This window comes from Variovorax sp. J22P240 (genome assembly GCF_030316855.1).
Classification (GTDB): domain Bacteria; phylum Pseudomonadota; class Gammaproteobacteria; order Burkholderiales; family Burkholderiaceae_C; genus Variovorax.
Genome location: NZ_JASZYR010000010.1, coordinates 31,941 through 57,006 on the forward strand (window position 1 = coordinate 31,941; position 25,066 = coordinate 57,006).

The following is a 25,066-nucleotide window of genomic DNA, read 5'->3' on the forward strand; positions in this document are numbered from 1 at the left end:
ATGGCAAGCCAGGACATCTACAAAGTCATTCCTTCCGGCATCACCGAGACAGGCAAACTGCGCGCAACGTTGATGCTGTCGCCGGCTGTGCACAAACCCGACGAACTTGCGAACCTACCGAGCCGGCTGCTCGAGCCCCGGCGCGCACTTCGTGGCCAGACGAAGCTGCGGGTGTTCAAGGTGTGGATTTCCGGCACGGAATGCCGCGTCCCTTCCGCTGAGGAATTGACGAAAGGAAGCGACCGGACGTGTTCGGCTCTGGCTTCTTCCTTCAACAATGCCTGGGGTCTCGACGAGCCGCTCGAATGGCTTGACAAGCTTTGGACCAGCAGCCTCGTGCGAAAGGCATGGGTGCCGCCGGATGCTCCGGAACATCCCGGCATTACTGACAATCCAGCCGAAGTCTGGAAAACGCTCGACGATCTGCTCAAGAGATCCAACGAGGGAAAGGGTTTGCGTGCTGGAAGCGGTCTTACCAAGCCGCCGCAAGCACAAAGTGCCGCGCCTGCCACAGCGCCGGCAGCGCCTCCACCGACCCAGCCAAAACCATCGGATCCCGTGAACGTACAGACCATCGTGCCGTCGCGCCAGAGCGACCTCGCGCTGCTATTGGAAAGCCAACGTGCGATGGAGATCTGCGCCACCGCCCGCTGGGCTCAGGGCGACTACGCTTCTTGCCACGCAGAAGAAGAAGCATGCCGGTTGAAGCTAGATCAAAAGGGTCTAGAGGCTCCCAGTATGGGCACATCGAGTGATCAAACGGCTCCGACCAAGCCTGACTCCGCGCCTCGCGCACAGGCACAAAAGAGTTTCCAAGCTGCGACGAAGGGTGTCCTGGATCTTTACGGTTGTCAGCCCGACCTAGATCCCAAGCCGGCACATGCTCCATGGCTGATCGAACCATCTATCATCGCTGCTGGCCGAGAAGCGTTCACCCCGGAGATCGTCGGTGCGGCAGACTCGCACAGCGAAGCCAACCGGGTCGAGAAGCAAGACAAGGTCACGGACAAGGACGCCGAACTGACGAACAGCGTCGCCCAGCGTTACTTCGCGATACAGGGCTCTCCGGCCATGTCGCGGCTTTTCGGGCTAACGGTGGATCTGGAGATCGATCCGAAGGAACTGAACAAGTTGCTCGGACTGAAAGACGAGCCTGGCGACCCGTCCAAGGACCCGTCCACCGTCGTGCACCTGTTGATCGGCTCTGCCGACGGCGACCGGTCGAAGCCCATCTACACGTTGGCACGCTATCGCCCCGCAGGCGAGATGCACTTCATGCCGGCCAGCCGGCTGGAATTGCACTGGGCTGATGGCAAGTCGTTGCACCCGCAAACATCTCAGCACGAGGGGGTCGTGGTTCTCGGCCAGGAACTCGAAACGATCAACACGACCCACCTCAACCGCTTTGTGCTGACCAGTCTGGACGTGCCGCGCGCCACGAACGGCGCACTCGATCGGATCGGCGTGGCGCCGACTACGCCGCCGAACTCGCGCCTCCGCGCCGAGGATCAAGCCAAAAGAGAAGGCAAAGAGCTCGCCGAATGGAAGCCGTCCGGCAAAGACCTCGAGCCGCTGCTAGCGAGCAAGCCATCCCACTGGGCACGTAAGACGCATTCGACAGCTGGCCTTGTACTGCTGGACCGCGGCCGCGCCGAGCAGTCGCTGCAGCAGTTTGCGGCGCGTACGGTGCATGGCGACGACAAGCGAAGTTACATCTTGCTCGACTCCAACGACCTGCTGGTTGGCTACCGGATAGATGTTGGCGTTCCCTCCGCGGCTGGCAGGCCTGGCGAATTTGCTTGGCGCAGTTTGATGGGACGCAACGTCCAGCACGGCAACGGCCACAAGGACGCGGACAAGGTCGCGAAGAAGGTGCCCCTGCTGATGGGCGGGTCGAAAGAACACATTTCGACATGGCAGCTCACTCTCGACGACGCTCAGTTGAGCCTTCCGGCGCGATTGATCGATTCCATTGACCCCCCGCCAGACGAAAGGAATTCCAAGGACGCTTACGTCGAAGAAGTGATCGCGGTGTGGACCGGGGAGCCAATGGCAGCGCTGTGCGCAGCGGAGCAGAAAGACAAGGAACGCGACGCTGAGGTCGGCGCCGGCGAAGTGATCAGCCTTCCCGCGACCAACGATAAGAGCGACCGGCTGCCACCCCCTCTGCGCTTTGGCTGGCCCTACCGGGTCGGCCTGCGTGCGGTCTACGCTGGCGGCATCTCGCTGCCGGTACAGCATGCGAAGAAGCTGTATGAGGCCAGTTCACCATGCAGATTCACGCCCACTGCCACGAGCAACTGCACGAACCCGTTAGTCTTGCCCTCCCGCGGCGACGACGGTAAGACCTCTGGCGCGCGCCGCTTTCTGCGCCATGAGCGCGTCTCCGCGCCCTTCTTGCTGATGCACGAGGACATCGCCAAAAAGGCGTCAAAGAAGATGGGCTACGAGCGCTCCGCCCACGCCATCTTGCGCAGCGATCCCGGCGAACCCGAGTCAGATTACGCGCAACCCAACGAAACTCGCCGCATCTTCGTGCCGCCCTCGGTCGAGATGCACTTCGCGGCCATGCACGGCGTGTTTGACGGGATGACGCAGCCAAAGGATGCACTGCCCCACATGCGCTTCGATGCGACGAAGGGTGGATTTCCGTGCATCACCGCGAAGTCGGTCGAGGGCATCAACGGAGAGACCTTCTACGGCGAAAGAACAATCTCGTTCGACCGAGAAGCACGCGGCGATGCGGTCTACATCGAGCAGACCAAGCCACGGTCGCGCCCCTATTTCCCCGATCCGGCGGCCGGCTTATGGGTGATTGCCGTTCGGCATGCCGGGACCAACAGGTACCTCGAAGGGCCCGCGAAAACTGTCCCCATCCGCAAATCCTTACAAAACTATCCCGAGTGCAAACCATTGGTGCTGCGAGTCGTCCGAGAGATGTTGCCGCGCCCACAAAGCGCCCTTCCGACAATGGAGCAAGTGCTGAGAGTGCTACCCGGCTCAAGCAGTCACGCCAAGGACGCGATCGAGGTGTTAGTGCGACTCGCACCCGGGGAAGACTTCGACGTCGACGTGTGGTGCATCCCGGAAGCAGACGACCTGCAGGATTTGTTTGCCGCCATCGAAGGTATCGCTGTGATGGCGCTGCTACGCGCGAAGTCGCTTGCTTCGGCGCCACAGCCAAGTCTGATAGACGGGCTCAAAACGATGCTGCCTCAGACGATGGTGGACACAGTGTTGCAGAACCTGGAAGCCTGCGGCTGTTGGCCACCGTCAGACAAACTACAGATGCTGCCGTTCAACGACGGCATCGGTGGCTTAGCCGCGCCCGGCCGTGAAACTCGCAAGGCCATCGCCATCGCTCTTTTCGAAACTCTCTGCATGCGGCCCATCGATGAGATTGCGGCCGTACAGACGCTCCGCGTCACGCACGTAAGCGCGCAGCCGATGCGGCCTCCCAGCTTCGAGCCAAACGACTCCGCACGCAAATTGGGAGCAAGACGAACGCTGCAGGCTCAGGCACCAGAGACCGAGCTAGAGAACTCTGTAGGACGTGCACCGGCTGTCGCCGCGTCCGCACCGGCACCAGCCGCGGCGCCAGGCGTGGCGCCGGCCGCTTCCACTGCATCGGGCGCGTCGACAGGCAACGCCTCCGGCAACGGAACGATTTCCGGTGGGGACGGCGAAAAGGTCACGTCCGGAAACATCGAGTACTTCCTCACCGGAAACGTACGCGCCGACCTGGTGAGTATCGGCGCTATCGAGTTCCGCGCGCTGTGCACCAGCCCGACCGTTTCGGCTTTCGACGATCCGCGTCGCGGACGCAGCGCACGCGACCGGCGCAACGGCACATGGCCGAAGTCTGGGCAAAAGGACTTACCTACCGAGGCCGTGTTCGGCTTCGATGTCCGCACCGATGGCAAAGTCAGACTCCCGATGCGCGAGATCACCTTGCTGCAGGTCGAAGACCTACAGCAGCCGACACCCAGCCTACCGCCCGCCTACCCGGACGGCCTTTGGCGTCTCACCCTGGAAAACCTGACTGCCGGCTCGTCATGCGCAGCCTGGGGACGGGTCGAATCGCGGCATATCTTCCCCGACCGAAAGGCACGCCGGCTGCGGGTGCGCATGATTCCGCGCACGCGCCATGAAGAGTTGATGCGCAGCGCCAGCGGGACGGCCCGATTCGGCCAATGGTTGACTCCCGGAGAGGATCCCAGCGCCCCGAAGGACCCGACCGACCTCGCTGCGGAGGAGATCTGGCTGGACTCGGGTATTCGCCCGTCCGAGCCCGTGACGAAGACGCCGATTCCCGCCTTCGAATGGAACGACCTGGGAACCGAAGTCCATCGCAAGACGGTAATCCGGATCCCGCTCGGCCGTGGCTGGTTCTCGTCCGGCGAGGGCGAGCGACTGGGGGTCGTCGTGTGGCCGCCGGGATCCCTGGATGCCGTCGCCACGATCCGCCTGGATGGGAAAACGGCGCCGCGCCCGCGCCAAGTCCCGCTACCCGAATTCGTCGACGAGGATCTGGGGCCAGGCGGTAAGTTCGTCACGCGTTGGGGCAGCGACCCGACGCGGCCGGTCGACGGTCGTGCGCAGCGCGATCCGAACCTACCCGGCTTCCTCGACCCGTCGGCATTCAAAGACTTGGACGCCTCGACGCAGTCCGGCGCGCGCTTCAGCGTCGAATTGGTTCCGGAGGCGCTCATGCCGGTACGCAGGGACGCTATCGCGCCAGCCGGCGCGGAAGATTCAGTGACGAATCCACCCGTCACGTTGGCAGTGTCGCTGGTGACCTACGAACCTCTGTTCGACGTCGAGACGGAGGAATGGTATGTGGATGTCTCGCTCGATCATGCGTTCGAGGCCCGCCCGTTCGTACGGCTTGGGCTGGTGCGCTATCAGAGACACGCCCCAAGAGAACTTCAGGTCTCGTTCCCAACCGTACAGTGGGTACAGCTGCTGCCGGAGCGCAGCGCTTGGTTGATCACCGAGGACCAAGGCAAGGAGAAGAGCACCTGGTTGACGGTCGAAGGCCTCGGTCCTGTGGACGCCAGTTCGACCGATGGAGGCGACCGTTCCGTCGGTGCACGTATGACGGCACGCTTGGTCACCGAGTACAAGAACGCCGCTGGATTGCTTTGCAGACGCGTGGGGCCATTGTTGAAAGTCGACGCCGTGTCCGAGGAGCGCAGCTCTCGAACCGATGCAGCGTACCAAGGTCCTCGATGGAAGTGGACCCGACAGATCGATGTCGACGAGGCCGATAGGGCCAGTGAGGGATTGATCGATGTGACTCACTATGTTTACATCGAGGAGCGCGAGGCCTACCTCCCCGCCACTTACGCCAAGGAGCCGGTTTCGGCAAAGGAGGCATCGGGCGAACTGGACGCCTGCGACCACGCAGAGAGCGGCCCGCGATTCGCAGTACGCCTGCCGCTGAGGCGGCCGGCGCCGCGGGCCAAGAAGTGAGTTCTTTCAACGAAAAGGCGTCTATCGGTAGCAGATCGGCAGATCGAGCCTATCCGGAATTTTGTGTGCGAGGCATAGCAAGACGACGGTGAGCATGTATGCCAAGCAAGACAAAGACGAAGAACGCGGAGATTGACGCCAAGATGGCCGCGCTGCCGAAGATCCCCACACACATGGCTCAACTGGGGCGCCTCCCGCGGCCTGACAGGAACCCGAAGACAGAACGGAATTGGCCAACAGCCAAGTCACGCGAGCGCCGCACACACAGACATTTTGACACGCCCCATGTCTGACGCAGCCGTGCTAGCCAGCGTCAATTGCGCTTGAACTGAGCCCCTTAGCTTTGCGACACCAGGGTTGACCCCAGTTGTCGCTCGCTGACGGCTACGTCTTTGTCCAATTTACGATGTATCCGCCAACCAGACCGTCTCCCTTCAGAACGCCGCTAGCTGCGTCAGGGTTCTGCATGATGACTCGCTCGCCGATGACGCCGCTTATCGAGTCAAGCGTAACCTGCCCCGCCGTCTTTGCCCACTTGCCAGCCTGAGGCACAAAGATCTTTGTCGGCGAGGGCCCGCCTAGCGTCCAGGTGCCAGAAGATCCCAGAATGGCATCGTCGGTCAGTTGCAAGGTACACGCGTAGTTTGCAGGAGGACCTCCGCCCTCGTTTGGACGCGTGCAAGCGAAGTTAGTTATGGTCGCCAAAACTTTCTCCTTCCCATTGCGATCTGCAAAGCGTTTCCATTTTGCGGAGGCGTCCTTGGGTGTCAAGCACCGCGAACTGAATCTAGCCAAAGGCCGTGAATGGTAGGACTGCTTTGGGGCTGCCGCGCGGGTACCCGCTTTTGGCCGGAACTACCAGTTCGCCAAGCTCGCCGATAGCAGTCGTTGGCGAACAGCGCTCACGCCGAAGGTCAGCTATCAAGCGCGGTCTCGAACTGGCGCTCGCGGCCCATCAGCGGACCTTCGCGGGGCGCGGCCGACCGTCCGCTTGCGACCGGAAAGCTGACCATAAAGTTTGATCGAAGCGAAGTTCACGTCGGGCCACGGGCATTGCCGCGGCCGGCCTTCGCATCCGCGCCGACACAGTTCAACGCGTGGGTCGCGGGACTACCTGATGGGAAGTTGGTCGATGAGATAAGCGACGCCGTCAACTGTGTGCGTCTCAATGACGCGGCGTAGCTCAGACGAGGGTTCGAAAGCCTCATGGGCCCTTGCGACGCTGTCGAGCCAGGCGCAGATGAAGCCGGTCGGGGGAGACGGCTCCGCCCACAGTCGCTCGCGACGAGCCATCGAGACCGTCCAGTTCAGCGCGACCTTGTCCCCGGTGGTTGTCGCCACTCGGTGCAGTTCGCTCCAGAGAGTGGCACGCGTCTTCGCTTGCGCATGAAACGGGATGAGGACTTTCACAGATGTGCGCAAACACGGGGTTTCTCGCTCGATCAACAATCCCACACCCGGCGTCTGCTCCTTTGCTGCACCGGTCTTCGACTATTCGGGAAACATCGTGCTGGGGATCACGCTCATGGGACGCTCGCGATCTTTCGATACGGAGTGGACGGGCACCCAGGCGAAAGCGGTGAGAGCTAGCGGCGTCGAAGTTTCTAAACGCCTCGGTCGTTGAGCGTTGCGACTCGGCGGACCTCCGCCACCGCACCGCGCGGCGATCCGCTGCGCAACTCCCCTGCGAGCCAAAAGGGCGTCACGTCATGGGCCAGTGACCCGAGATGTTGCTCGAGGCCGATGTCTGCTTGCAACTGCAAAACCGACGTTTGGGGAGCGAGGTTGGAAGTCGCTTGAGGGCCCGGAATCGCCGTCGAAAGGCAGACCCGGGAATGCCGTTCTGCAGCGTTAGCGGTCCTCCGGTTTGAAGGACGACAACGTCCGTAGACCGCTGCTCTTCAGCCGTCCACGGCGGCCAATCCTGTCGTGCAAGCCCAGATGTTGAGTTGGGGGCGCTACGCTCGCGTTCGGTCTCTTCAGCCCAGTTCCGATGGCAGCATAGGCAGACCTGTCAGATCCTCGTGTGAGGCCACGTGCACTTCGGCAAGCATGCACGTCCTGACCCAGTTCACAAGTTGTTACCATAACCGCGCCCAAGTCATCCTGCTTCATCGCACATGTGCTTGCCCTAGAGAGTGTTCAGTTCGTCATCCGTCGTGTAGAGGAGAAAGTGTGCCGATAAACATCGTAGACGTCGAAGAAGTGCTGCGCCAGCAACCGCATCCTTTGACGCTTATGAACTTAGAAGCCCTGAGTCCAGCACGCGAGCCCTATAGGGCAATCTTGCTTCAACCAACGGGCACGGTCGAAGCCAATGACGTCCGGGTTGGCCATGCAGACCCCGCACTAGGTCACGCCTTGTGCAGCGGATTTCTTTCCTCCGCGGTACAAAGCCATTCTGACCTGGCAGTAGCACCAGAATATTGCGTCCCATGGTCAGTCGTGCAAGAAATCGTCGGGGGGAGATTTCGCCCCCCAGAAGGGGCGATCTGGGTGCTTGGATGTGAAAGCATCTCCCCGGCCAATTTCCAAGCATTGGCTCAACACTACAACGCCGCTGGCGATTGCGTGTTTCACCACGAACCACTAGATGCGCGCCAAGCTGCACAACGGCGCTACGTCGACCCGCTGCTCTACGTCTTCTGGGCTCAAAACCAAGCTGGGCAGCCCGTACTCTTCCTTCTCGCCCAACTCAAGACCGTGGCCTGTCGGGACTACCGGGACGTAGAGCAGACGTCACTGTGCCTCGGCAAGACGGTGTATGCCTTCAATCGCGGCATCAACACCATGAGTCTGGTCTCCATCATATGTTCCGATGCATTCAACTTCACCGAGCACATTGACGCGATTCACACCAACTGCCTTCTCATTCATATCCAGCTGAATCCGAAGCCAGCACATACCGACTATGCGGCCTACCGCACCAGGCTTTGCTCAGTGGGAACCAACAGCCACGTCGAACTCCTGTGCTTGAACTGGGCCAAGAATATCCAAGAAGCCAAGGGGGCAGGCAAGTATTCCGATTGGAACAATATCGCCGGATCTGCCTGGCATGCACCGCCTAACAAATTCAGCGCTGATGATGGGCTCATCGATTCGCTGCATCGCGGCGGTCTTTACTACTGCTTGCTTGCCCAACGATGGCACTCGTTCTTCCTGAACTACGAAGGCCAGATCATTCAACTGCAGAAGCAAAAACTGCTTTTCCACGGCGAGCAAGCGCTGGCCCCGAAGAATTTTGTTGCGGTGGAAGATCGATGGTCTTGGAATGCAGGCAGCAATAGCTGGGATCCTGGTGCAGTTGCCAACGACGGCTTCGCCGACGCACTGATGGACTACCACGCGATTGCCGAGCACCTGAAATTGGCCTCGCAGGCCAGTCCATTAGCAGTCGAACGCGCAATAGAGATTCTCATGGGGCCTCGCGGGAACCCGGCCTCCTGGTACACAGTCAAGGAACTCGATGCGGTCCATCTAGACAAGGATGAGGAATCGATACGTCGCGTCACGGTCCACCAAGACCCTGACCTCACCCGGCCAGGATCCGCTTACCGATTTCAAAGATTGCAGCGTGCGCACGATGCAATCGGACTCGCCCAGAGCGACGTTCCATGGCCCCCTCCGGTTCGGGATTTGGCGGACGGCTTCAAGCTCTCATGGAAACACAAGTCCCCGCATCACAACGTGGAGCCGAACGCCGGCGAGCGCGGCCCTGCATCGCTGGTCTACTTATCGGACCAGGCAAACAATTCAGTAGTCGAAAGCACACACCAAAAGCTCAGCAAGGCCATCATTACCCACGCGATCAATGAAGCGTGCGAGGCAGGTAAGAGCGGCGAAGAACTGAGCGACGCCGTCGTGCGCGCTCAGGACCGACTTTGCGTCGTGTTTCGACGTGACAACCGCTTTGGTGCACGCGGACCCGAAGGCACGAATCTCATTGATACCCCGGCCAGCGCATCGCCGGTAGATTTCTCAGAGGACAGATCATGATCGATGCGCAACGCGTTGAGGCGCTACTCAGGAGTCGCTACCCCAATCTTGAAAGCGTTGGGCAAGGTGTATTTCGAGGCGTTGACCGCTTCGGCGCGCGCGACTACGCGGTTCGATACTTCGACCTGAACGATCGGCTGGCGACGACTGCCGATTCGCTGAAGGGATACCAAGAAGTAGTGCTTTCGCCAATGTACTTCTCCAGCGACGTCGCGACCGATCTGCGATGGAACCACTACCTGTACTTCGTCACGAGCGACGAAGAAGCTCAGCGGGGCGAGTTCAGTCGCCTCAAAGCCAAGGTAGAGGCGGACAGGGAGTACGCCCGCAAACAGGTCGTACGGGAAGGCGACGTCGCCGGCTTGCTGGCCAACGCACAAGCACCCGAGCCTCTGAGCACCTTGCCAATTGACCTTGCGACAACATGGTCAAACACCCTCGAACAGCACGGCCTTGCCTTCATTCTGGATAGCGACATCTCCGTTCCGGACGCCGTTCGGCGAATCGTTGCGGGAACGAAGGATGGAACGTCGCGCCAGATTTCGCCGGTTGCGCTTCTCGATTCCGAACAGGCCGCTGCAGGCCACTTCATCGAGCGCTTGACCATCAAGGGCTTCCGCACACACCCGGAGGAAAAGGACCATCCGCTAGGTCGAGTGAATCTGATTGTCGGCAGCAACGGTGTTGGCAAGACCTCACTCCTTGAGGCAATTGAGTTCGCATACTGCGGAAGGAATCGTCGATCCTCCACCCTGCTCGGCAACACGTCGATCACCGCGGATCTTGATGGAGTCGAGCACAAGCTGTCTTCGACTACCGATGCTACGCGACTTCGAGCGCGCCATTCAGCTTGGTATGCAAAGACCGAACTGAAGACGGTCACCATCCAAGATAGTTTCGCGAAATTCAACTTTCTGGATACCGATGCTGCCGTGGAGCTCAGCGTATCGGCAAGCTCAGCTCAAATTGGAACCGACGTCACCCGTTTGGTGTTGGGGGCGACGGCAGAGAATCTGGCCGACAGGCTGCGTCGCGTTCTCAAGCAGTTGCAGGATGAGCTGAAGGATCTAAGGCGCGACAAGGTGACTCATGAGCAGTTGAAGCTTGCTGCCCAGACCCGCCTGGATGCCATCAAAGCTGCGCCCAAGTTATCCGACAGTTTGTTCCTCGAACTTCTTGCGGCGCTGAAAGGTCAGGGATGGAGTCAGCCCCCAGATGAGAAAGGTCAACTCGAAGCATTGCGAGAGCGCTTGCAGGAAGCCGCTTCCGCCATCGCATTGGTCCGCCGTTCTGCGATCAACATGCTTCACGCCGAGCCCGATTCTGCGCTTCGGCTACTGACGAACCTGAACGACGAAGCCAGCAAGGCGGAAGCTCTGGATCAGCGGGCCAAGGCCGCCCGGCTGGCACAGGTCAACGCTCGTCGGGAATCGCAGGCAGCGGCGGAACGAAGGTCCGCTACGGAGGCACTGCTTCCCTATGCCCGCACCAACTTCCCGCACCTTGTCAAACAGGCATCGGAGTGTCGGGATCGTGTGCGCATACAGACTACGAGGCTGAGCCCGGTCGCCAGCCTCGGCGACACGAGCTCCATCCGCCAACTTCTGGAAACGCCTCTTGCCGATGCCATTGACTCAGTCGACACCAAGATCGGGGAGCATCAACGTCGGCTCGATGCAGCGCAAGCTTCACTGCAGGCTCTGGAAAAGACACAGAGTACGCTGACTGTTCTGAGGCAGCGCCTGTTGGGAACCGCCCAAGACATACTGCAGCGGTCGGCCAATCCCGACCATTGCCCTCTATGCCGAACAGAGTTTGAAGAAGGTCAGCTACTTGCGCGGATGATGGCCAATGTCGAGGTCGGTACGTCCGAGCAAGCAAGCCTGCTGCAGTCAGACATCTCGTCGGCCAGCGAAGCAATGGCGGGCGCCCGCTCCATGTTAGCCCTGCTACATCCCTTGCGTACGTTTGCTGGAAATAGTGCACTGACCCTCACGGTCGCCGAGGCGCTTGAACAGATCGCCCAAGAACGAGCCGCATTCGATCGTGATCGGCAGGAACTGGAAACGATCCGGGCGCGGGCTCAGCAACTGCAAGCCGATGGGCTGTCCTCCAAAGACCTTACCAGCAAGTTGCTGGCTGTGGGCATGTCCGAACTCCCCTCGCTTGAGGAGTTGCAGCGAACCCAATCGAACTACAAACAGACGCTGGAAGCACTTCAAAGCGCTGAAGAAGCCGCGCTTCATGAGTCGGACGTCGTGCGGCAGCAATGCGATGCTATGGCCGAACGCCTGTCCATCGAGGCCCTCGGCGACACAGACCACCTCGCAAGATCGGTCAAAGAGCTGATCTCAGATGCGGAGGCTTCCCTGGGAGCGCGCCAAACTCTCGCGTCCATCCTGACAATCGGCACTGAGGCGACCGCGGAAGAAATTGAGCTGGGTCTCACCGCTATTCAGCGAGTGCTCGCGCAAGTCGCCACGGCCGTGGCGCAGGAAAGTACCAACGACAAGGCGCTTAGCGACGAAACCAAGAACGTGGAAGGATTCGTCAGAAAGATTGAAAGCAGCGGAAAGAAGATCACCTGGGCAAGTGATGCAGAGCGGGTTCTGGAAGCGCTGGCCAAACAAAGTTCTGGGGGCGAGCTGGAGAGCCAGATCTTGACCGAGAACGCAGCAGAGATTGCTCGCACGTTTGCCAGCATCCACATGCCCAACGAGTTTGAGATTCAGGTCATCCAAGGGAAGCTCGTCATCATTCGCAGGAGCACTGGCGCTGAGGTGCAGCTCGAGCACATGAGCACAGGTCAGCGCGCTGCGTTCGCCCTCTCGCTTTTCTTGGCGATGAACGGACGGCTCCGCTCCGGCCCTCCAGTGCTGCTGTTCGACGATCCCGTCGCACACATCGACGACATCAATATGCTGTCGTTCCTCGATCATCTTCGCCACCTTGCCATCGGTGGATCGAGACAAATCTTCTTTGCTACGGCAGACACAAAGCTTGCTGGGCTTTTTCGCCACAAGTTCAGATTCTTGGGCGATGAGTTCAAAGAGTTGCGTCTCTCGCGAACCTCCTAGCCATGTGACATGGTGCCTCTGCCGAGCTAAGCAGTCCACGTGTACGAACTCAAAAAAGAACCGGGGACCGCGCACGAATGACCTGGACAATCGCCTTTTGCGGGCGTGTGGCGTTCGTCTAGTCGTCCTTGCCGTGGCCGAGGGTGCATTAGTCGTCGCCGCAAGCGACGCCCCGAGTGACTGGAGCTCAGAGCAGGCGCTCGAAGCAGGCGTTCCAAGGTCGGCTTCTGAGCCGGGAGGTGAAGTCCAAGTCGCAGTGCCCGACGGACTGCTCGCAGTCTGGAAGAGCCTTTCCGCCCGCTCCAGCCTCGCAGCCTCGCGACCTCGGTTAGGGGCCATAAGCGGGCCAAATGGTGGCGATTTCGAAGTTCCGCTCGGACCGACCTCCCTTTGGCGCGGCGCCACCTGGGCCGCGAGCCAGCGAGCGACCCCGCGGCCAGGTCGCCGGCACCGGCCTCGTCACGCGCTGTGGCAACGACAGCTCTCCTGGCCGCCGAAGTGGAAGTCTGGGCCAGTTGCAGAAATCCCCGAGCCAAGCGGGAACGACAGGTCTGCGCCATCAACCAGTCCTAGCCTCGAGGTCGGCATTCGCTGCACTGCAGTCTTCGATAGTTCTACTATCTATGGCCGGTCGGTGCGCTGACCACCATCCATCCTCGACCGACGAGCGGCCGCTGCGCGATCGAAAGCGGTCGGAGATGTCGAGCTCAGGAGCGCTTTGCCCCGACAAGGACGAACAGCATGGTCGCTGGCTTGTCGCTTTTGTTGCGCCAAGCGTGGCGTGTGCCGTTCTGGACCACCACATCGCACGGCGCAAGCTTTTTCGTAACGCCATTGTCGAGTTCGAGATGTAGCTCGCCGTCGATCAACACGCCGTAGTCAACGGAGTCGGAGGTATGCATGCCGGGGTGATCCATCTCGAACTTCTCAGCCAAGCCGTGCAGCACTCGCATGTACTCACCGCCGGCGGCAGCTGGATCGAAGTCGGGAGTCATCATCACAGCGTCGGGAGGAAACGTGATGAACATCAGGTTCGTGCCACCTGGCGGTGGCGTCCATGACTTGGCTGAGACTGCCGGGTCCCCTTCCCCCGCGGGCACTGTCGCGTTAGGAGGCGTCTCCCACAACAACGAAGTGACGAAGCCGGGAACGTGCTCGAACTCTGAGGTACACGGCGCAGCCGCATCCGATACGAAGACGGCGTTTCCTTTCCGGTCGTGGCCGGTGACGATGCGTCGGATGTGCATGGTGTGCTCCTTTGTGCCGCTCAATGCATGATCACCACGTTGGTGAATCCACCGCTGCGCTGGTCGATCGCATCCAGCGCTTCGTTAACACGCTCAAGCGGAAAGCGCTCGTGCTCGAAGACCCCGAGGTTCAGCGTGCCCGCGTGGGCCGTCGCCGCCATGTCCTCGCCTTCCGCGGCCGTGAACCACAAGGAGCCGATGTAGGACTTCTGCAGGCACATGAGGGGAAATGGTTCCAGCGGTATGGGATCGGCGACGCCGCCGATGTTGATCGCCTTCCCTCCGCGACGCAGTGCATTGAAGGAGTCGAGCACCGTCGCCACAGCGGCGTTGGGGCCCAGCGCCTCGATGGACGACTCATTCAATCCGGCAGCCATGCGGCCTCGCCCGAGCCGCGCGGCATGAGCACCGTCCTGAACGACGGCGGCGTGCGGGACATGACGGCCTGGTCGGTCATGCCCTGATACATGCCCAGCGGGGTCTTTGCGGTAAACAGATCGGGGGCGACGAGCTCGTGCTGATCGGAGGAACCGGCCGTCTCGTTCGCATAGTCCTTGTCGAAGATACCCAGCGACATCAGCCACAGCACGGTGCGGGTCAGAGACACGGTGACCTTGTAGCTGCCCCCCTCCACGGCGCGACGGCGCAGCGCCGCGAGGACGCCGACGGTACCCAGCCAGCCCACCACGTTGTCGCAAATGGGGAAGACGACCGGCGAGCGGGGGTGCTCAGGCGAGCCTTCGATGCAAAACACGCCCGAGACGGCGGCGCCCACCTCGTCGAACCCGGCGCGGTATTTCCAGGGACCGCTGTCGCCGTGGAGGGCGATGTGGGCATGGATGAGGCCCGGCTTCCTCGCGCACAGTTGTTCGGCGCCTAGGCCATGGCTTTCTAGGAAGCCAGGGCGCTTGTTGGCGAAGAAGACGTCGGCGTCCTGCAACAGTCGCTCGAACGTCGCGCGGTCCTCGTCCGAATCGCCAAGAGTTGTCTGACGCATGCCGACCTGCACATCCCACTCGAAGACTTCGATCTCTGAGTCGCCGGGGCGCCAAATGTTCAGGACGTCGGCGCCGTACTGCGCCAGGTCGCGGCCGATGCCAGCGCCAGCGATGACGTGGCCCATGCCGAACGCACGGATGCCATCCAGGGGGGTCTTCGCCCCTTCCTTAAAGGGCACAGGATCGCTGTCTCCGATCTTCTCCACGCTGATCAGGGGCATCCGGGAAAGCGCGTCGCTGTACTGGGGTTCCTGGCTGAATTCCTCGAAGGTGCGCACCTTGGCGAAAATCAGGCCGGCCTCGTTGCCCGCCTTCTCGAGGTCATCGGCATCCCACTGGCGGATCGCTTGCTGAAGGGACTTCACGCTGCTGTCGCAGTTCAGGAACGCGAGCGCGCGCTTGGCCAGCTTCGGGTAGATGTTCAGCGCGACGACGTGCCGGCCGTCGCGCGTTTCGTGGAACATCGGCAGGTGATGGAAGGGGTTCGTTGTGTCCAGCGCATTCGGGGCGCGTCCGTCCAGCAGCTCCCATTTCCGATCGAAGAATCCCGCAAAGCGCTGCAAGGCCTTGCGCGTGTCCACGTGGATGTCCTGCCCCTGGCCGGAACGCTGCTTCCACACCGAGGCGGCCGCCACGGACTTGGCGGCCAGCCCGATGGCGGCCATGCTGCCGAATCGCAGGACGCTGGGCGCGATGGGATCCTGCCCGTAAAAGGTAAGGCTGCCGCCGCTGTCCGTAGTCGACATGCCGACCTCGCCGAGCACCTCTTCGACGCCGGAGGTGAAGTCGAAATCCGAGCTGCGCTCCGGATTCGCGATGTTGCGCTGAATCGTCTCGGTCAGCGGATCGGAAGCCGGGCGCGTCTCAGGTTTGGTGTAGTCATTCATTTGCATGTCCATTTCGTTGATGGGTGAGTGACTCGGCATCCTGCAATCGCACGTCATTCGGGTCAGCCCGCAGCTTGAGCAGGGCGACGAGCTGCTCGTTCTCCCAGCTCGTGAGCTGCTCGATCGAGCGCGCGCCGGCTTCCTGCAGAACACCTTCGGCGAGCCTGGTCTTGAGCTCCAGCGTGATCACTGGATCGCCCAGCGTCTTGAGCACCGGCAGCAGGCCTTCGAACACGCCTTGCAGGAAGTGGTGGATGCCACCGGCACCGCCGCTCACGTGGTACTGCAGGCCAGGCCCCATCAGCGCCCAGCGCAGACCCGGTCCCCAGCTCACCGCGGCGTCCGCATCGCCGACGCTCAGAACGCCCTGCTCGATGAGGTACAGGACCTCGCGGAAGAGCGCGATCTGCAGCCGGTTGGCGACGTGGCCCGGCATTTCCTTGTGCAGAAGGATGGGCTTCTTGCCGATGTCCGCATAGAACTTCATGGCCCGCCCCAGCGCCTCGGGAGAGGTCTTCGCGCCGCCCACCACCTCGACGAGTGGAATCAGGTGCGGGGGATTGAACGGGTGCCCCACCAAGATGCGTTCGGGGTGCTTGCATTCCGACTGCATGACGCTCGGCGTGATGCCCGACGAGCTGGAGGCAATGATCGAATCGACGGGCGTGGCTGCGTCGATGTCAGCGAAGAGCCTCTTCTTGAACTCGGGACGCTCGGGGCCGTTCTCCTGCACGAGATCGGCCTGCGACACTGCCTGCGCCATGTCGGTGGTGACGGTGAGGCGCTCGCGCGAAGCGCCCGGCGCCAGGCCCAGGGTGGTCAGGGCGTCCCACGCGTCGTCGATGTACTTGCGCAGCCCTGCCTCGGCATCAGGTGCCGGATCCGTGGCAATGACGTCGAGGCCGCAGGCCAGGTATTGCGCGGCCCAACTGGCGCCGATGACGCCCGTGCCGACGATGGCGACGCGGCGGATGGGTTTGTCGTAGTTCATCTCAGACATTCTTCAGGAGAGATTGACGTAGTTGATGCCGGCGAGGTTGCCCTGCACGAAGAGCACGGCGGCGGGCTCGGACCCGTCGAGGCGGGCCGTGTAGATCGTGCCGGTGAGGTCGGTGATGAACATGCGGTCGCCCGCGCCGTCCAGCGTGATGCCGATGCCTTCCATGAGATGGGTAAAGACAATCTCCGGCGCGGGGCGACCATGCAACCCTTCGTCGAGTGGAGCGCGGTTAACGGTATTGCCCTTCGGCGGATCCCCGCGGTCGGTCCAGTACAGGATCCGTTTCGCGTGATCGATCTCCAGGTCGATCGGCTCCGGCAGGCCGGCGTACACCAGCTCGACGTCGCTGCGCGCGTCGGCGCTCTCGCCGGGCGGAATGTCGATGCCGGCACGGAAGATGCGACCCTGTCCACCGTTGTCCTGGCCCTTCTGCGTCCAGTAGATCTGGCCGCGCTCGAGGTCGACGACGATTCCGACGCACCACTTCGTCTGGTCGCCACGATCGGCATCCCTGGATCCGCTTTGCACCAGGGTCTCGACGCCCGAGCCGTTAAGGTTGCAACGCATCACGCGCATGCCCTCGCGGTCGCACCAATAGAGCTTGCGGTTGTGCCCGTCCAGCTGCAGTTGTTTTGGCGTATGAGTGACGCCTTCCGAAACGATGGTCGTGCGGTTCCCGCCATCGAGGTCCACGCGCTCGATCGAGCCATCGTCGTGGCCAAGCGAACCCATGTTCGTCCAGTAGAGGTGACCGGCTTCGGCATCGACGGCGACACCGTCCGGCGCCCGGCATCCTGTGACGATGATCTTCTTGTCGGAACCGTCGGGGAGGATGGAAAACACACGGCCCTCGGCTAGATCGAGGACGAAGAGACGATTGATGGCGCTCATGGCAGGCTTTCCTCGATGCGTGGTCAGCCGTTGATGAACGCAAGCAGATCGGCGTTGATGATGCTCGCCTGCGTGGTGGGCATGCCGTGCGGGAAGCCCTTGTAGGCCTTGAGCATGCCGTTCCTGAGCAGCTTGGCCGTCAGCGGGCCCGAGTCTGCGTACGGCACGATCTGGTCGTCGTCGCCGTGCATCACCAGCACCGGCAGGCTGATCTTCTTCAGATCGTCGGTAAAGTCGGTCTGCGAGAACGCAACGATGCCGTCGTATTGCGCCTTCGCGCTGCCCATCATGCCCTGGCGCCACCAATTCTGGATGATGCCTTCCTGCGGCTTGACACCGGGTCGGTTGAAGCCGTAGAACGGACCTGCAGGGAGGTCGCGGAAGAACTGCGCGCGGTTGGCGGCGGTCTGCTGCTGCAGGCCGTCGAACACGTCCCTTGGCAAGCCGCCGGGATTGGAGGTGGTCCTTACCATGAGCGGCGGAACGGCCGCGATGAGGCAAGCCTTCGAGGCGCGCTTCTCTCCGTGGCGGGCCAGGTAGTGCACGACCTCGCCCCCGCCGGTGGAGTGGCCCACGTGGACCGCGCCCTTGAGGTCGAGATGGTTCACGACAGTGGCGAGGTCGTCGGCGTAGTGGTTCATGTCATGGCCGTCCCACCCTTGCGACGAACGACCAATGCCGCGGCGGTCGTGTGCGACGACGCGGAAGCCCTGGGCCAGGAAGAACATCATCTGCGCGTCCCAGTCGTCGGAGCTCAGTGGCCATCCGTGGGAAAAGACGATGGGCGTCGCATTGGCGGGGCCCCAGTCCTTGTAGAAGATTTGGACACCGTCCTTGGTGGTGACGTAGTTCATGGGAGAGTTTCCTTGGGGAGTTACCGCGCCGTTCGGCACGGGGGAGGCAGCGGAAGCCGCAAAAGGCATTGCCGCCGTGGCCGCAGCGCCCGCCCCGATGACGAGCAGGATGCGGCGCGTGACTTCGGCGGCGGCAAAGGACTTAGTGAACGCGCAGGCGCGCCTGACGGGGTCGAGGTCTTTCATGGTCGGTATGGAGCGAGAGGTTGTGAGTTCGATGTAGATGTCAGCGAATGACACTTCATCCCCCGTTGGGACGGTGTCTGTGGTCATGGCTGGCTCGCGGGCTGCGCTTGGCTCGCCTTGATGAAACTTGCGATGTAGTCCACCGACTCCCGGACGTACTGCATCTGCGGGCCGTGCCCGGCAGCCGGGAAGGTGAGCAGTTGCAGGGTCGGTAGCTGGCGATTCAGCGCATACCAGTTCTCGACGGGGAAGACGATGTCGTGGTCGCCGCCGATGTGCAGGATCGGTGTCGTCGTCTTCTTCATGGCATCCAGCACCGCGGGGGCGGGAAACACCGGGCTCCGCGGGCCCGAGGCGATCGCGTTGATGGCCCACTCTGCTGGAACCTCGACGCTGAGATCGTGTTGGCGTCGCCCGAGACGGGCGGTCGCGCGCTCCGCCGCCTCGCGGCTGATCGCCGAAGCGGGCTCGAAGAAGAGGGCCGTGTTGTCGATCAGGTCGTTCTTCGGCTTGCCGGCCAGGTCGAAAAACAGCTGCTCGCCGAGCTTGGCCAGGTCACCGGGCGGGGTCGTGGCCAGGAGCACCACATGGCTGACCTTGGGGCCGGCCATCGCGAAGACGATCTGCGCCGCGATGCCACCGACGGACCAGCCGCCGATCACGACTTTCTGCAGACCCAAGGCGCCGATCAACTCGATCGCATCCTTGGCCAGCGAAGGCGGACTGTAGGTCCGCTCGCCGGTAGACAGACCGATGCCGCTGTAGTCGAAGACGATGACCTGGAACCCATGCGAGGCCAATCCATCGAGGAAAGCTGGATCCCACGAGTCCATGTTGCCGCGGAAGCGCTGGCACAGCACGATCGGCTGGCCCGAGCCGATGGTGCGAAAAGCCAGCTTGCGACCACCGATCTCGACGAACTGGTTGGGCGCCGAGACGGCATTGGTTGGACTGACGACCTGGTTCATGGTGACCCCTTGTGTGTTGATGCGGGGTCAGAATGGCGTCTTGGCGGCTGAAGAAAAAGACGCCATCCTGCAACGGCTGTCTCGCGCAGCGAGACAATGGACCGCGCATCCAGCTGACAAGTGAGGTGGAAGGCGATGGACAAGCTCAGCGCAATGAGAGCGTTCGTCAGGGTCGTCGAGTGCGGCAGTTTCACCAAGGCCGCGGACGCGCTGGGCTGGCCGAAGCCAACGGTGAGCCGTTTGGTCCAGTGGCTGGAGAGCGAGGTGAATGTGGTTTTGCTCAACCGGACGACACGTCGAGTCACCTTGACGCCGGACGGTGCGGCGTACTTCGAGCGCGCGACCCGCATCCTCATCGAGGTCGACGACCTCGAAGCCGGGCTGGCCGACAAGCGCGCCATGCTCAGCGGCCCGCTTCGTGTCGATGTTGGATCCGCCGTGGCCCAGACGATCCTGGTTCCCGCATTGGCGGACTTCTTCGCGCGCTATCCGGGCATTGACATCAAGCTCGGGGTGAGCGACCGTCCGGTCGACCTGATCGGCGAAAACATCGACTGCGTCCTGCGGGCGGGCGTCTTGCGCGACGAGTCGCTCGTGGCCAGGCGACTGGCGCGGTTTCGTTGGATCGTCTGCGCATCTCCTGAGTACCTCGAGCGATGCGGTGTCCCAACACACCCAAGGGAGCTCGAAGGAGGGGCTCACCGGGTCGTGAGCTATTTCTTTCACGGCACCGGCCGCATTTACCCGCTCGTCATGTCAAAGGGCGGGGAGCGCCTGGAAGTGCAGTGCGCACACTCGTTCGCGACGAACGACATGATGGCGACGCTGGAGGCCGGCGCTCGGGGCTTGGGCATCATCCGGACAACGACAATGATTGCGCAGCGTCACCTGAAATCCGGGGCTCTGCAGCCGGTGCTGACGGACTGGTCCACGGAGACAGTTCCGTTCTACGTGGTCTATCCCTCGCATCGACATTTGAATGCCCGCTTGCGCGTCTTCATCGACTGGGTCGCGGAACTCTACGCACCCTTCGATACGCCCCTTCCGCAGCCGGCGGAGAAAGCGGGACTTGACAGCGCGGTCAACGACATCGCTGGGACAACGGGTGTCGCTGTGCAGTCCGGCCTTGACGGTGAGCGGTCATAGGGCAGCCTCCAAGTCTCCGAAGGTATGGTGGCGCCCGCCTGGCCGGCCGCCCAGAGCGAGGGTTCGACCGCCTGGGCCCAGTTGCAACGAGAAGCAGATCTCGGCGACGGTGGCAGCGGCACGGCCCAGGAGGATGCTGGACAGCGGCGTGTCCACCACCACCAGCCGCTCGAGGTCCACCCGGGGGGAACTGAACGGTCGGCGCACACCAGCACGTAGACGCCGGACAAGGCCAGCTGCAGCCCCGCGTAGCCGGCCGCACTGGCAAGCCCAATGCCATCGACCACGTGCTCCCGGACAGGTCGGCCATTCGGCCTGTTGGCAAGCCCGAAACCGCCGCGTCATACTGCCCCCGCTTGTGAGGGTCCACGATCATGGCAATACACAACAGCCTCCGATGCCTGCGTATCGTGTTGGGAATGGCCGCTGCGATGCTACTTGCACAAGGGGCATCCGCCACGGACATTTCCGGCTCGGGTTCGACCTTCGTCTATCCGGTCATGCTGCGATGGGCCGGCGGCTACCACGGTTCGACCAGCGTCAAGGTCAATTACCAGGCCATCGGCTCGGGCAACGGCATACGGCAGGTCAAGGCCGGCCAGGTGGCCCTTGGCGCATCGGACAAGCCCCTGCCCCCTGAAGAGCTGAAGACGGCCGACCTGATGCAGTTCCCGCTGGTGGTCGGCGGCGTGGTGCCGGTGGTCAACCTCGCCGGCATCGCACCGGGCCAGTTGAAGTTCACCGGTGAGCTGCTCGCCGACATCTACCTTGGCAAGATCACGAACTGGAACGACGCGGCCATCGCCGCGCTCAACCCCGACCTCACCCTGCCCAATCTCCACATCACGGCGATGCATCGGGTGGAAGCGTCTGGCACCACCTTCAATTTCGCGAACTACCTCTCCAAGGTGAGCGAGGAGTGGAAGACGAAGGTGGGCGAAGGAACGATGGTCAACTGGCCGGTGGGCAGCGGCGGCAGCGGCAACGACGGCATGGCCCGCTACGTCAACTACGTAACGGGGTCCATTGGGTACGTCGAGCTCGCCTATGCGCTGGACCACCAGATGACCTACCCGCTGCTGCGCAACAAGAGCGGCGCTTTCGTTGGCCCCACACCCGAGAGCTTCGAGGCCGCGTCGGCCAGTGCGGAGTGGGCGAGCCCGGACTTCTACCAGGTGCTGACGGGCGCGCCCGGCGAGGCGTCCTGGCCGATCACTGCCACCACCTTCGCGCTGGTGCCGCGAACCCCCCGCAACCCGGCGCAGACCGCCGAGGCGCTGCGCTTCTTCAAATGGTCACTGGAGCAAGGCAAGTCCGACGCGCGCGCACTGAACTACGTGCCGCTCCCGGACAGCCTGGTTCAGCGCATCGAGGACTACTGGGCGGGGGCGAGTCGCTAGACGCGCTCCAGGACGGTGGCAATGCCCTGCCCTCCGCCAATGCATTGCGTGGACAGCGCGTAGCGCCCGTTCTCTCTCACCAGCAGCGCCGCTGCCTTCCCGGTGATGCGCGCGCCGGTGGCGCCCAGCGGATGGCCGATGGCCAGCCCGCCGCCGTCCAGGTTCACTGTGGCCATGTCCACTCCCAGGTCGCGGATGCAGGCCAGCGCCTGCGATGAAAAAGCTTCGTTGATCTCGACCACGTCCAGGTCGTCGACCGTCAGGCCGGCGCGCTGGAGCGCCTTGCGGGTAGCCGGAATCGGGCCGATGCCCATGATGGCCGGGTCCACGCCCACGGTCGCGAAACTGCGCACGCGTGCCAAGGGCTGCAGGCCGTAGCGCGCAGCAAATTCATCACTGGTGACGAGCACTGCGGCAGCACCATCCGTCAGCGGCGACGAGGTGCCAGCTGTCACCACGCCATCGGGCCGGTACGCTGGCTTCAGCGCGGCCAGCGCCTCCAGTGATGTGGCGGGCCGGATGCAGCCGTCCACGTCGACCAACTCGCCGCCGGGCAATGCAATCGGCACGATCTCGGCGGCCAAGCGCCCCTGCTCGCGGGCCGCGGCAGCTTTCTGGTGCGACTGCAAGGCCAGCAGTTCCTGATCTAGCCGGCTCACGTTCCAGCGTTGCGCCACGTTCTCCGCGGTCTGGCCCATGGAGACGTAGGCGTCCGTGTTCTCCTTGAGCTCCGGATTGGGCGAAAAGTTGAAGCCGCCCTGCGGCACCATGCTCATCGACTCCACGCCGACGCACAGGAATGCGTCGCCCATGCCCGCCTCGATCTGCGCCGCGGCGATGTGCACCGCCTGCATCGAGGAGCCGCAAAAGCGGTTCACCGTCATGCCGCCCACCGCGTGTGGCAGGCCCGCCAGCAAGCCGACGATGCGCGCGATGTTGTTGCCCTGCGCGGCTTCAGGGTAGGCGCAGCCCATGATCACGTCCTCGATCAGCGCGGGGTCGAGATCGGTGCGCTTGAGCAGGCCCTGGACGACATTGGCCGCCAGCGTGTCGGGCCGCACCTCGGCCAGGCGTCCCTTGCGGGCAAAGTGGAATGGGGAACGTGCATAGGCACTGATGACGGCTTTCATGGTCTTTCTCCTGGTTCTCGATGCATGCCGATTGGACGGCGTCCGATGATCTTGATGCGGTGTTGGGGTGATGAGTGGTGACTCAGAGTTGGCCGACGTCCAGGATGGCCTGGGCAAACACCGCGGGCGCTTCCTGGGGAAGGTTGTGGCCAATGCCGCCCGTGATCAGCCGGTGCTCATACGGGCCCGAGAACTTCTTCGCATAGGCGCCCGGCTCCGGATGGGGAGCGCCATTGGCGTCGCCTTCCATCGTGATGGTGGGCACCCGGATGTCCGGCGCCTTCGCCAGCCTGGCCTCGAGCGCGTCGTACTGGGGCTCGCCCTCTGCCAGGCCCAGGCGCCACCGGTAGTTGTGGATGGCGATGGCCACATGGTCCGGGTTGTCGAAGGATGCCGCACTGCGCTCGAAGGTGGCATCGTCGAACTGCCACTTGGGCGAAGCAAGCTTCCAGATCAGGCGGTTGAACTCGCGTCGGTACTTCTCGTAGCCGTCGCGGCCGCGCTCCGTGGTGAAGTAGAACTGGTACCACCACTGAAGTTCCGCCTCCGGCGGCAGCGGTTTGCGGCCCGCGTCGCGGTTGCCGATGAGGTAGCCGCTGACCGATACCAGCCCCTTGGTGCGCCCCGGCCACAGCGCGGCCATGATGTTGGCGGACCGTGCGCCCCAGTCGAAGGCACCGACGATGGCCGAGTCGATGTGCAGGGCATCCATCAACGCGATCGCATCGCTCGCCAGCACCGATTGCTGGCCGTTGCGCGGCGTGTCATTGGAAAGGAAGCGCGTCGAGCCGTAGCCGCGCAGGTAAGGCACGATGACTCGCAAGCCCTGGGCCGCGAGGATCGGGGCCACGTCGACGAAGGCGTGAATGTCATAGGGCCAGCCGTGCAGCAGCAGGACCGCAGGCCCGGTGGCCGGGCCGACCTCTGCATAGCCGACATTGAGTGCGCCTGCATCTATCTGCTTCAGTGATGCAAATGACGTGTGCGTGTCCGGCTTCGCGCCGGCCGTGCTGGCAGAGGACGCCTTGCCCGCCTGCGCGAACGCGGGCTTGCCGAGCCCCCAGCTGGCTGCCGCCGCCGCAAGGACGGCGCTGCCCAGAAAGCCGCGGCGAGGGGCGTTGATCGCCGGGGCGCTTTGTTGCGTGTTCATTGGAATCATCTCCATTGCGCTGTTGAATGCGACGTGGCCAGGCGAGTGTCCCGGATGCAAGAGGGGCACCCCAGGACGCGCGCCTGGGCCGCATCAGGCCAGCGTGTACTTCACGTCCACGTTGCCGCGCAGCGCCTTCGAGTACGGGCAGGTCCTCTGCGCGGCATCGATCAGGCCCTGGGCGACATCGCGGGCCAGGCCGGGCAGCTTCACGTTCAGGCGGGCCTGAAGGCTGTAGCCGTCGTCGCCCAGCACCAGGTCGATCTCGGCATCGACCGCCGTCTGCGGCGGCAGCGCCACCTTCAGCTGCGCGCCGGCCAGCGCCATGGCGCCCTGGAAGCAGGCGGACCAGCCGGCGGCCAGCAGCTGTTCCGGGTTGGTGCCGTTGCCGCTCTTGCCGGGCACGGTGTGCGTGATGCGAAGGCGGTCGTCATCACTGCGAGAAAAACCGCCATCGCGGTTGCCGGCGGTGTGGACGCGCGCGGTGTACAGCACCTTCTTGTTGACTAGCGTGATCATGGTGACTCCTGAAATGTGGGAAGGAATAGACTCGGACCGAGGCTTTCGGATCCACCTTCAGGTTAGGTGTGGCGATGATTTCGAGGTACCCACCGATGTCGGGCCGGCATCTACAACCGAAGTCGGAGAGCTCGCGCGACCG

At 62.8% G+C, this 25,066-nt stretch carries 17 protein-coding genes; 7 read left to right on the forward strand and 10 right to left on the reverse strand.

Annotated elements, in window-relative coordinates; translation table 11 throughout:
• From QTI24_RS21580 to QTI24_RS21595, 4 genes are all read left to right on the forward strand, one after another.
• Positions 1-5,475 carry a hypothetical protein gene (locus QTI24_RS21580; protein WP_286603280.1) on the forward strand — a complete coding sequence of 1,825 codons (5,475 nt, stop codon included), beginning with the start codon at positions 1-3 and terminating at the stop codon, positions 5,473-5,475.
• 1,396 nt (positions 5,476-6,871) lie between these two features.
• Positions 6,872-7,099 (forward strand): IclR family transcriptional regulator domain-containing protein, encoded by a 228-nt coding sequence (locus QTI24_RS21585; protein ID WP_286603282.1) that lies wholly within the window; start codon positions 6,872-6,874, stop codon positions 7,097-7,099.
• A 551-nt stretch (positions 7,100-7,650) separates the two neighbouring features.
• Positions 7,651-9,471 carry a hypothetical protein gene (locus tag QTI24_RS21590; RefSeq protein ID WP_286603284.1) on the forward strand — a complete coding sequence of 607 codons (1,821 nt, stop codon included), beginning with the start codon at positions 7,651-7,653 and terminating at the stop codon, positions 9,469-9,471.
• On the forward strand, positions 9,468-12,548 hold the full coding sequence (locus QTI24_RS21595) for an AAA family ATPase (RefSeq protein WP_286603285.1): 3,081 nt from the start codon (positions 9,468-9,470) through the stop codon (positions 12,546-12,548). The genes QTI24_RS21590 and QTI24_RS21595 overlap by 4 nt, the downstream gene beginning before the upstream one ends.
• 707 nt (positions 12,549-13,255) lie before the next feature.
• Here QTI24_RS21595 and QTI24_RS21600 read toward each other — a convergent pair.
• Positions 13,256-13,795 (reverse strand): cupin domain-containing protein, encoded by a 540-nt coding sequence (locus tag QTI24_RS21600; protein WP_286603286.1) that lies wholly within the window; start codon positions 13,793-13,795, stop codon positions 13,256-13,258.
• A gap of 20 nt (positions 13,796-13,815) precedes the next feature.
• A complete protein-coding gene (locus tag QTI24_RS31510) occupies positions 13,816-14,016 on the reverse strand; it encodes a hypothetical protein (RefSeq protein ID WP_353506107.1) in 201 nt (66 codons plus the stop codon).
• 43 nt (positions 14,017-14,059) lie between these two features.
• Here QTI24_RS31510 and QTI24_RS31515 point away from each other — a divergent pair, with 43 nt between their 5' ends.
• Entirely contained in the window at positions 14,060-14,200 is a 141-nt protein-coding gene (locus tag QTI24_RS31515; protein ID WP_353506108.1) for a twin-arginine translocation signal domain-containing protein, read from the forward strand.
• On the opposite strand, the gene QTI24_RS21610 is transcribed toward QTI24_RS31515, so the two are convergent.
• The 5 genes from QTI24_RS21610 to QTI24_RS21630 form a co-directional block, all read right to left on the reverse strand.
• The gene (locus QTI24_RS21610) at positions 14,157-15,680 is read right to left on the reverse strand and encodes a CoA transferase (protein ID WP_286603288.1); all 1,524 of its coding nucleotides are present in this window, start codon (positions 15,678-15,680) and stop codon (positions 14,157-14,159) included. The two genes, QTI24_RS31515 and QTI24_RS21610, sit on opposite strands and share 44 nt — an antisense overlap.
• Complete coding sequence (locus tag QTI24_RS21615) at positions 15,673-16,671, reverse strand: 3-hydroxyacyl-CoA dehydrogenase NAD-binding domain-containing protein (protein WP_286603290.1); 999 nt, start codon at positions 16,669-16,671, stop codon at positions 15,673-15,675. Before QTI24_RS21615 ends, QTI24_RS21610 begins: the two co-directional genes overlap by 8 nt.
• 12 nt (positions 16,672-16,683) lie before the next feature.
• Positions 16,684-17,571 (reverse strand): 3-hydroxyacyl-CoA dehydrogenase, encoded by an 888-nt coding sequence (locus tag QTI24_RS21620; RefSeq protein ID WP_286603292.1) that lies wholly within the window; start codon positions 17,569-17,571, stop codon positions 16,684-16,686.
• A gap of 23 nt (positions 17,572-17,594) precedes the next feature.
• The gene (locus tag QTI24_RS21625) at positions 17,595-18,425 is read right to left on the reverse strand and encodes an alpha/beta fold hydrolase (RefSeq protein ID WP_286603492.1); all 831 of its coding nucleotides are present in this window, start codon (positions 18,423-18,425) and stop codon (positions 17,595-17,597) included.
• 269 nt (positions 18,426-18,694) lie between these two features.
• The gene (locus QTI24_RS21630; protein WP_286603293.1) at positions 18,695-19,579 is read right to left on the reverse strand and encodes an alpha/beta fold hydrolase; all 885 of its coding nucleotides are present in this window, start codon (positions 19,577-19,579) and stop codon (positions 18,695-18,697) included.
• A gap of 135 nt (positions 19,580-19,714) precedes the next feature.
• On the opposite strand from QTI24_RS21630, the gene QTI24_RS21635 reads away from it, so the two are divergent.
• Entirely contained in the window at positions 19,715-20,725 is a 1,011-nt protein-coding gene (locus tag QTI24_RS21635) for a LysR family transcriptional regulator (RefSeq protein ID WP_286603295.1), read from the forward strand.
• 431 nt (positions 20,726-21,156) lie between these two features.
• Complete coding sequence (pstS, locus tag QTI24_RS21640) at positions 21,157-22,125, forward strand: phosphate ABC transporter substrate-binding protein PstS (RefSeq protein WP_286603296.1); 969 nt, start codon at positions 21,157-21,159, stop codon at positions 22,123-22,125.
• Here the strand turns inward: pstS and QTI24_RS21645 are convergent.
• The 3 genes from QTI24_RS21645 to QTI24_RS21655 form a co-directional block, all read right to left on the reverse strand.
• The gene (locus QTI24_RS21645) at positions 22,122-23,255 is read right to left on the reverse strand and encodes a thiolase family protein (protein ID WP_286603298.1); all 1,134 of its coding nucleotides are present in this window, start codon (positions 23,253-23,255) and stop codon (positions 22,122-22,124) included. The two genes, pstS and QTI24_RS21645, sit on opposite strands and share 4 nt — an antisense overlap.
• A gap of 82 nt (positions 23,256-23,337) precedes the next feature.
• On the reverse strand, positions 23,338-24,405 hold the full coding sequence (locus QTI24_RS21650) for an alpha/beta fold hydrolase (RefSeq protein WP_286603300.1): 1,068 nt from the start codon (positions 24,403-24,405) through the stop codon (positions 23,338-23,340).
• Between the two features lie 93 nt (positions 24,406-24,498).
• Positions 24,499-24,924, reverse strand: coding sequence for an Ohr family peroxiredoxin (locus QTI24_RS21655; RefSeq protein ID WP_286573304.1), 426 nt, complete (start codon positions 24,922-24,924; stop codon positions 24,499-24,501).
• Positions 24,925-25,066: the final 142 nt, after the last annotated feature.

Coding starts and splice junctions, on each gene's coding strand:
- QTI24_RS21580 (WP_286603280.1), top strand. CDS start 1: ATGGCAAGCCAGGACATCTACAAAGTCATTCCTTCCGGCATCACCGAG.
- QTI24_RS21585 (WP_286603282.1), top strand. CDS start 6,872: ATGAGGACTTTCACAGATGTGCGCAAACACGGGGTTTCTCGCTCGATC.
- QTI24_RS21595 (WP_286603285.1), top strand. CDS start 9,468: ATGATCGATGCGCAACGCGTTGAGGCGCTACTCAGGAGTCGCTACCCC.
- QTI24_RS21600 (WP_286603286.1), bottom strand. CDS start 13,795: ATGCACATCCGACGCATCGTCACCGGCCACGACCGGAAAGGAAACGCC.
- QTI24_RS31510 (WP_353506107.1), bottom strand. CDS start 14,016: ATGTGCCTGCAGAAGTCCTACATCGGCTCCTTGTGGTTCACGGCCGCG.
- QTI24_RS31515 (WP_353506108.1), top strand. CDS start 14,060: ATGTTGATCGCCTTCCCTCCGCGACGCAGTGCATTGAAGGAGTCGAGC.
- QTI24_RS21610 (WP_286603288.1), bottom strand. CDS start 15,680: ATGAATGACTACACCAAACCTGAGACGCGCCCGGCTTCCGATCCGCTG.
- QTI24_RS21615 (WP_286603290.1), bottom strand. CDS start 16,671: ATGAACTACGACAAACCCATCCGCCGCGTCGCCATCGTCGGCACGGGC.
- QTI24_RS21620 (WP_286603292.1), bottom strand. CDS start 17,571: ATGAGCGCCATCAATCGTCTCTTCGTCCTCGATCTAGCCGAGGGCCGT.
- QTI24_RS21625 (WP_286603492.1), bottom strand. CDS start 18,425: ATGAACTACGTCACCACCAAGGACGGTGTCCAAATCTTCTACAAGGAC.
- QTI24_RS21630 (WP_286603293.1), bottom strand. CDS start 19,579: ATGAACCAGGTCGTCAGTCCAACCAATGCCGTCTCGGCGCCCAACCAG.
- QTI24_RS21635 (WP_286603295.1), top strand. CDS start 19,715: ATGGACAAGCTCAGCGCAATGAGAGCGTTCGTCAGGGTCGTCGAGTGC.
- pstS (WP_286603296.1), top strand. CDS start 21,157: ATGCTACTTGCACAAGGGGCATCCGCCACGGACATTTCCGGCTCGGGT.
- QTI24_RS21645 (WP_286603298.1), bottom strand. CDS start 23,255: ATGAAAGCCGTCATCAGTGCCTATGCACGTTCCCCATTCCACTTTGCC.
- QTI24_RS21650 (WP_286603300.1), bottom strand. CDS start 24,405: ATGAACACGCAACAAAGCGCCCCGGCGATCAACGCCCCTCGCCGCGGC.
- QTI24_RS21655 (WP_286573304.1), bottom strand. CDS start 24,924: ATGATCACGCTAGTCAACAAGAAGGTGCTGTACACCGCGCGCGTCCAC.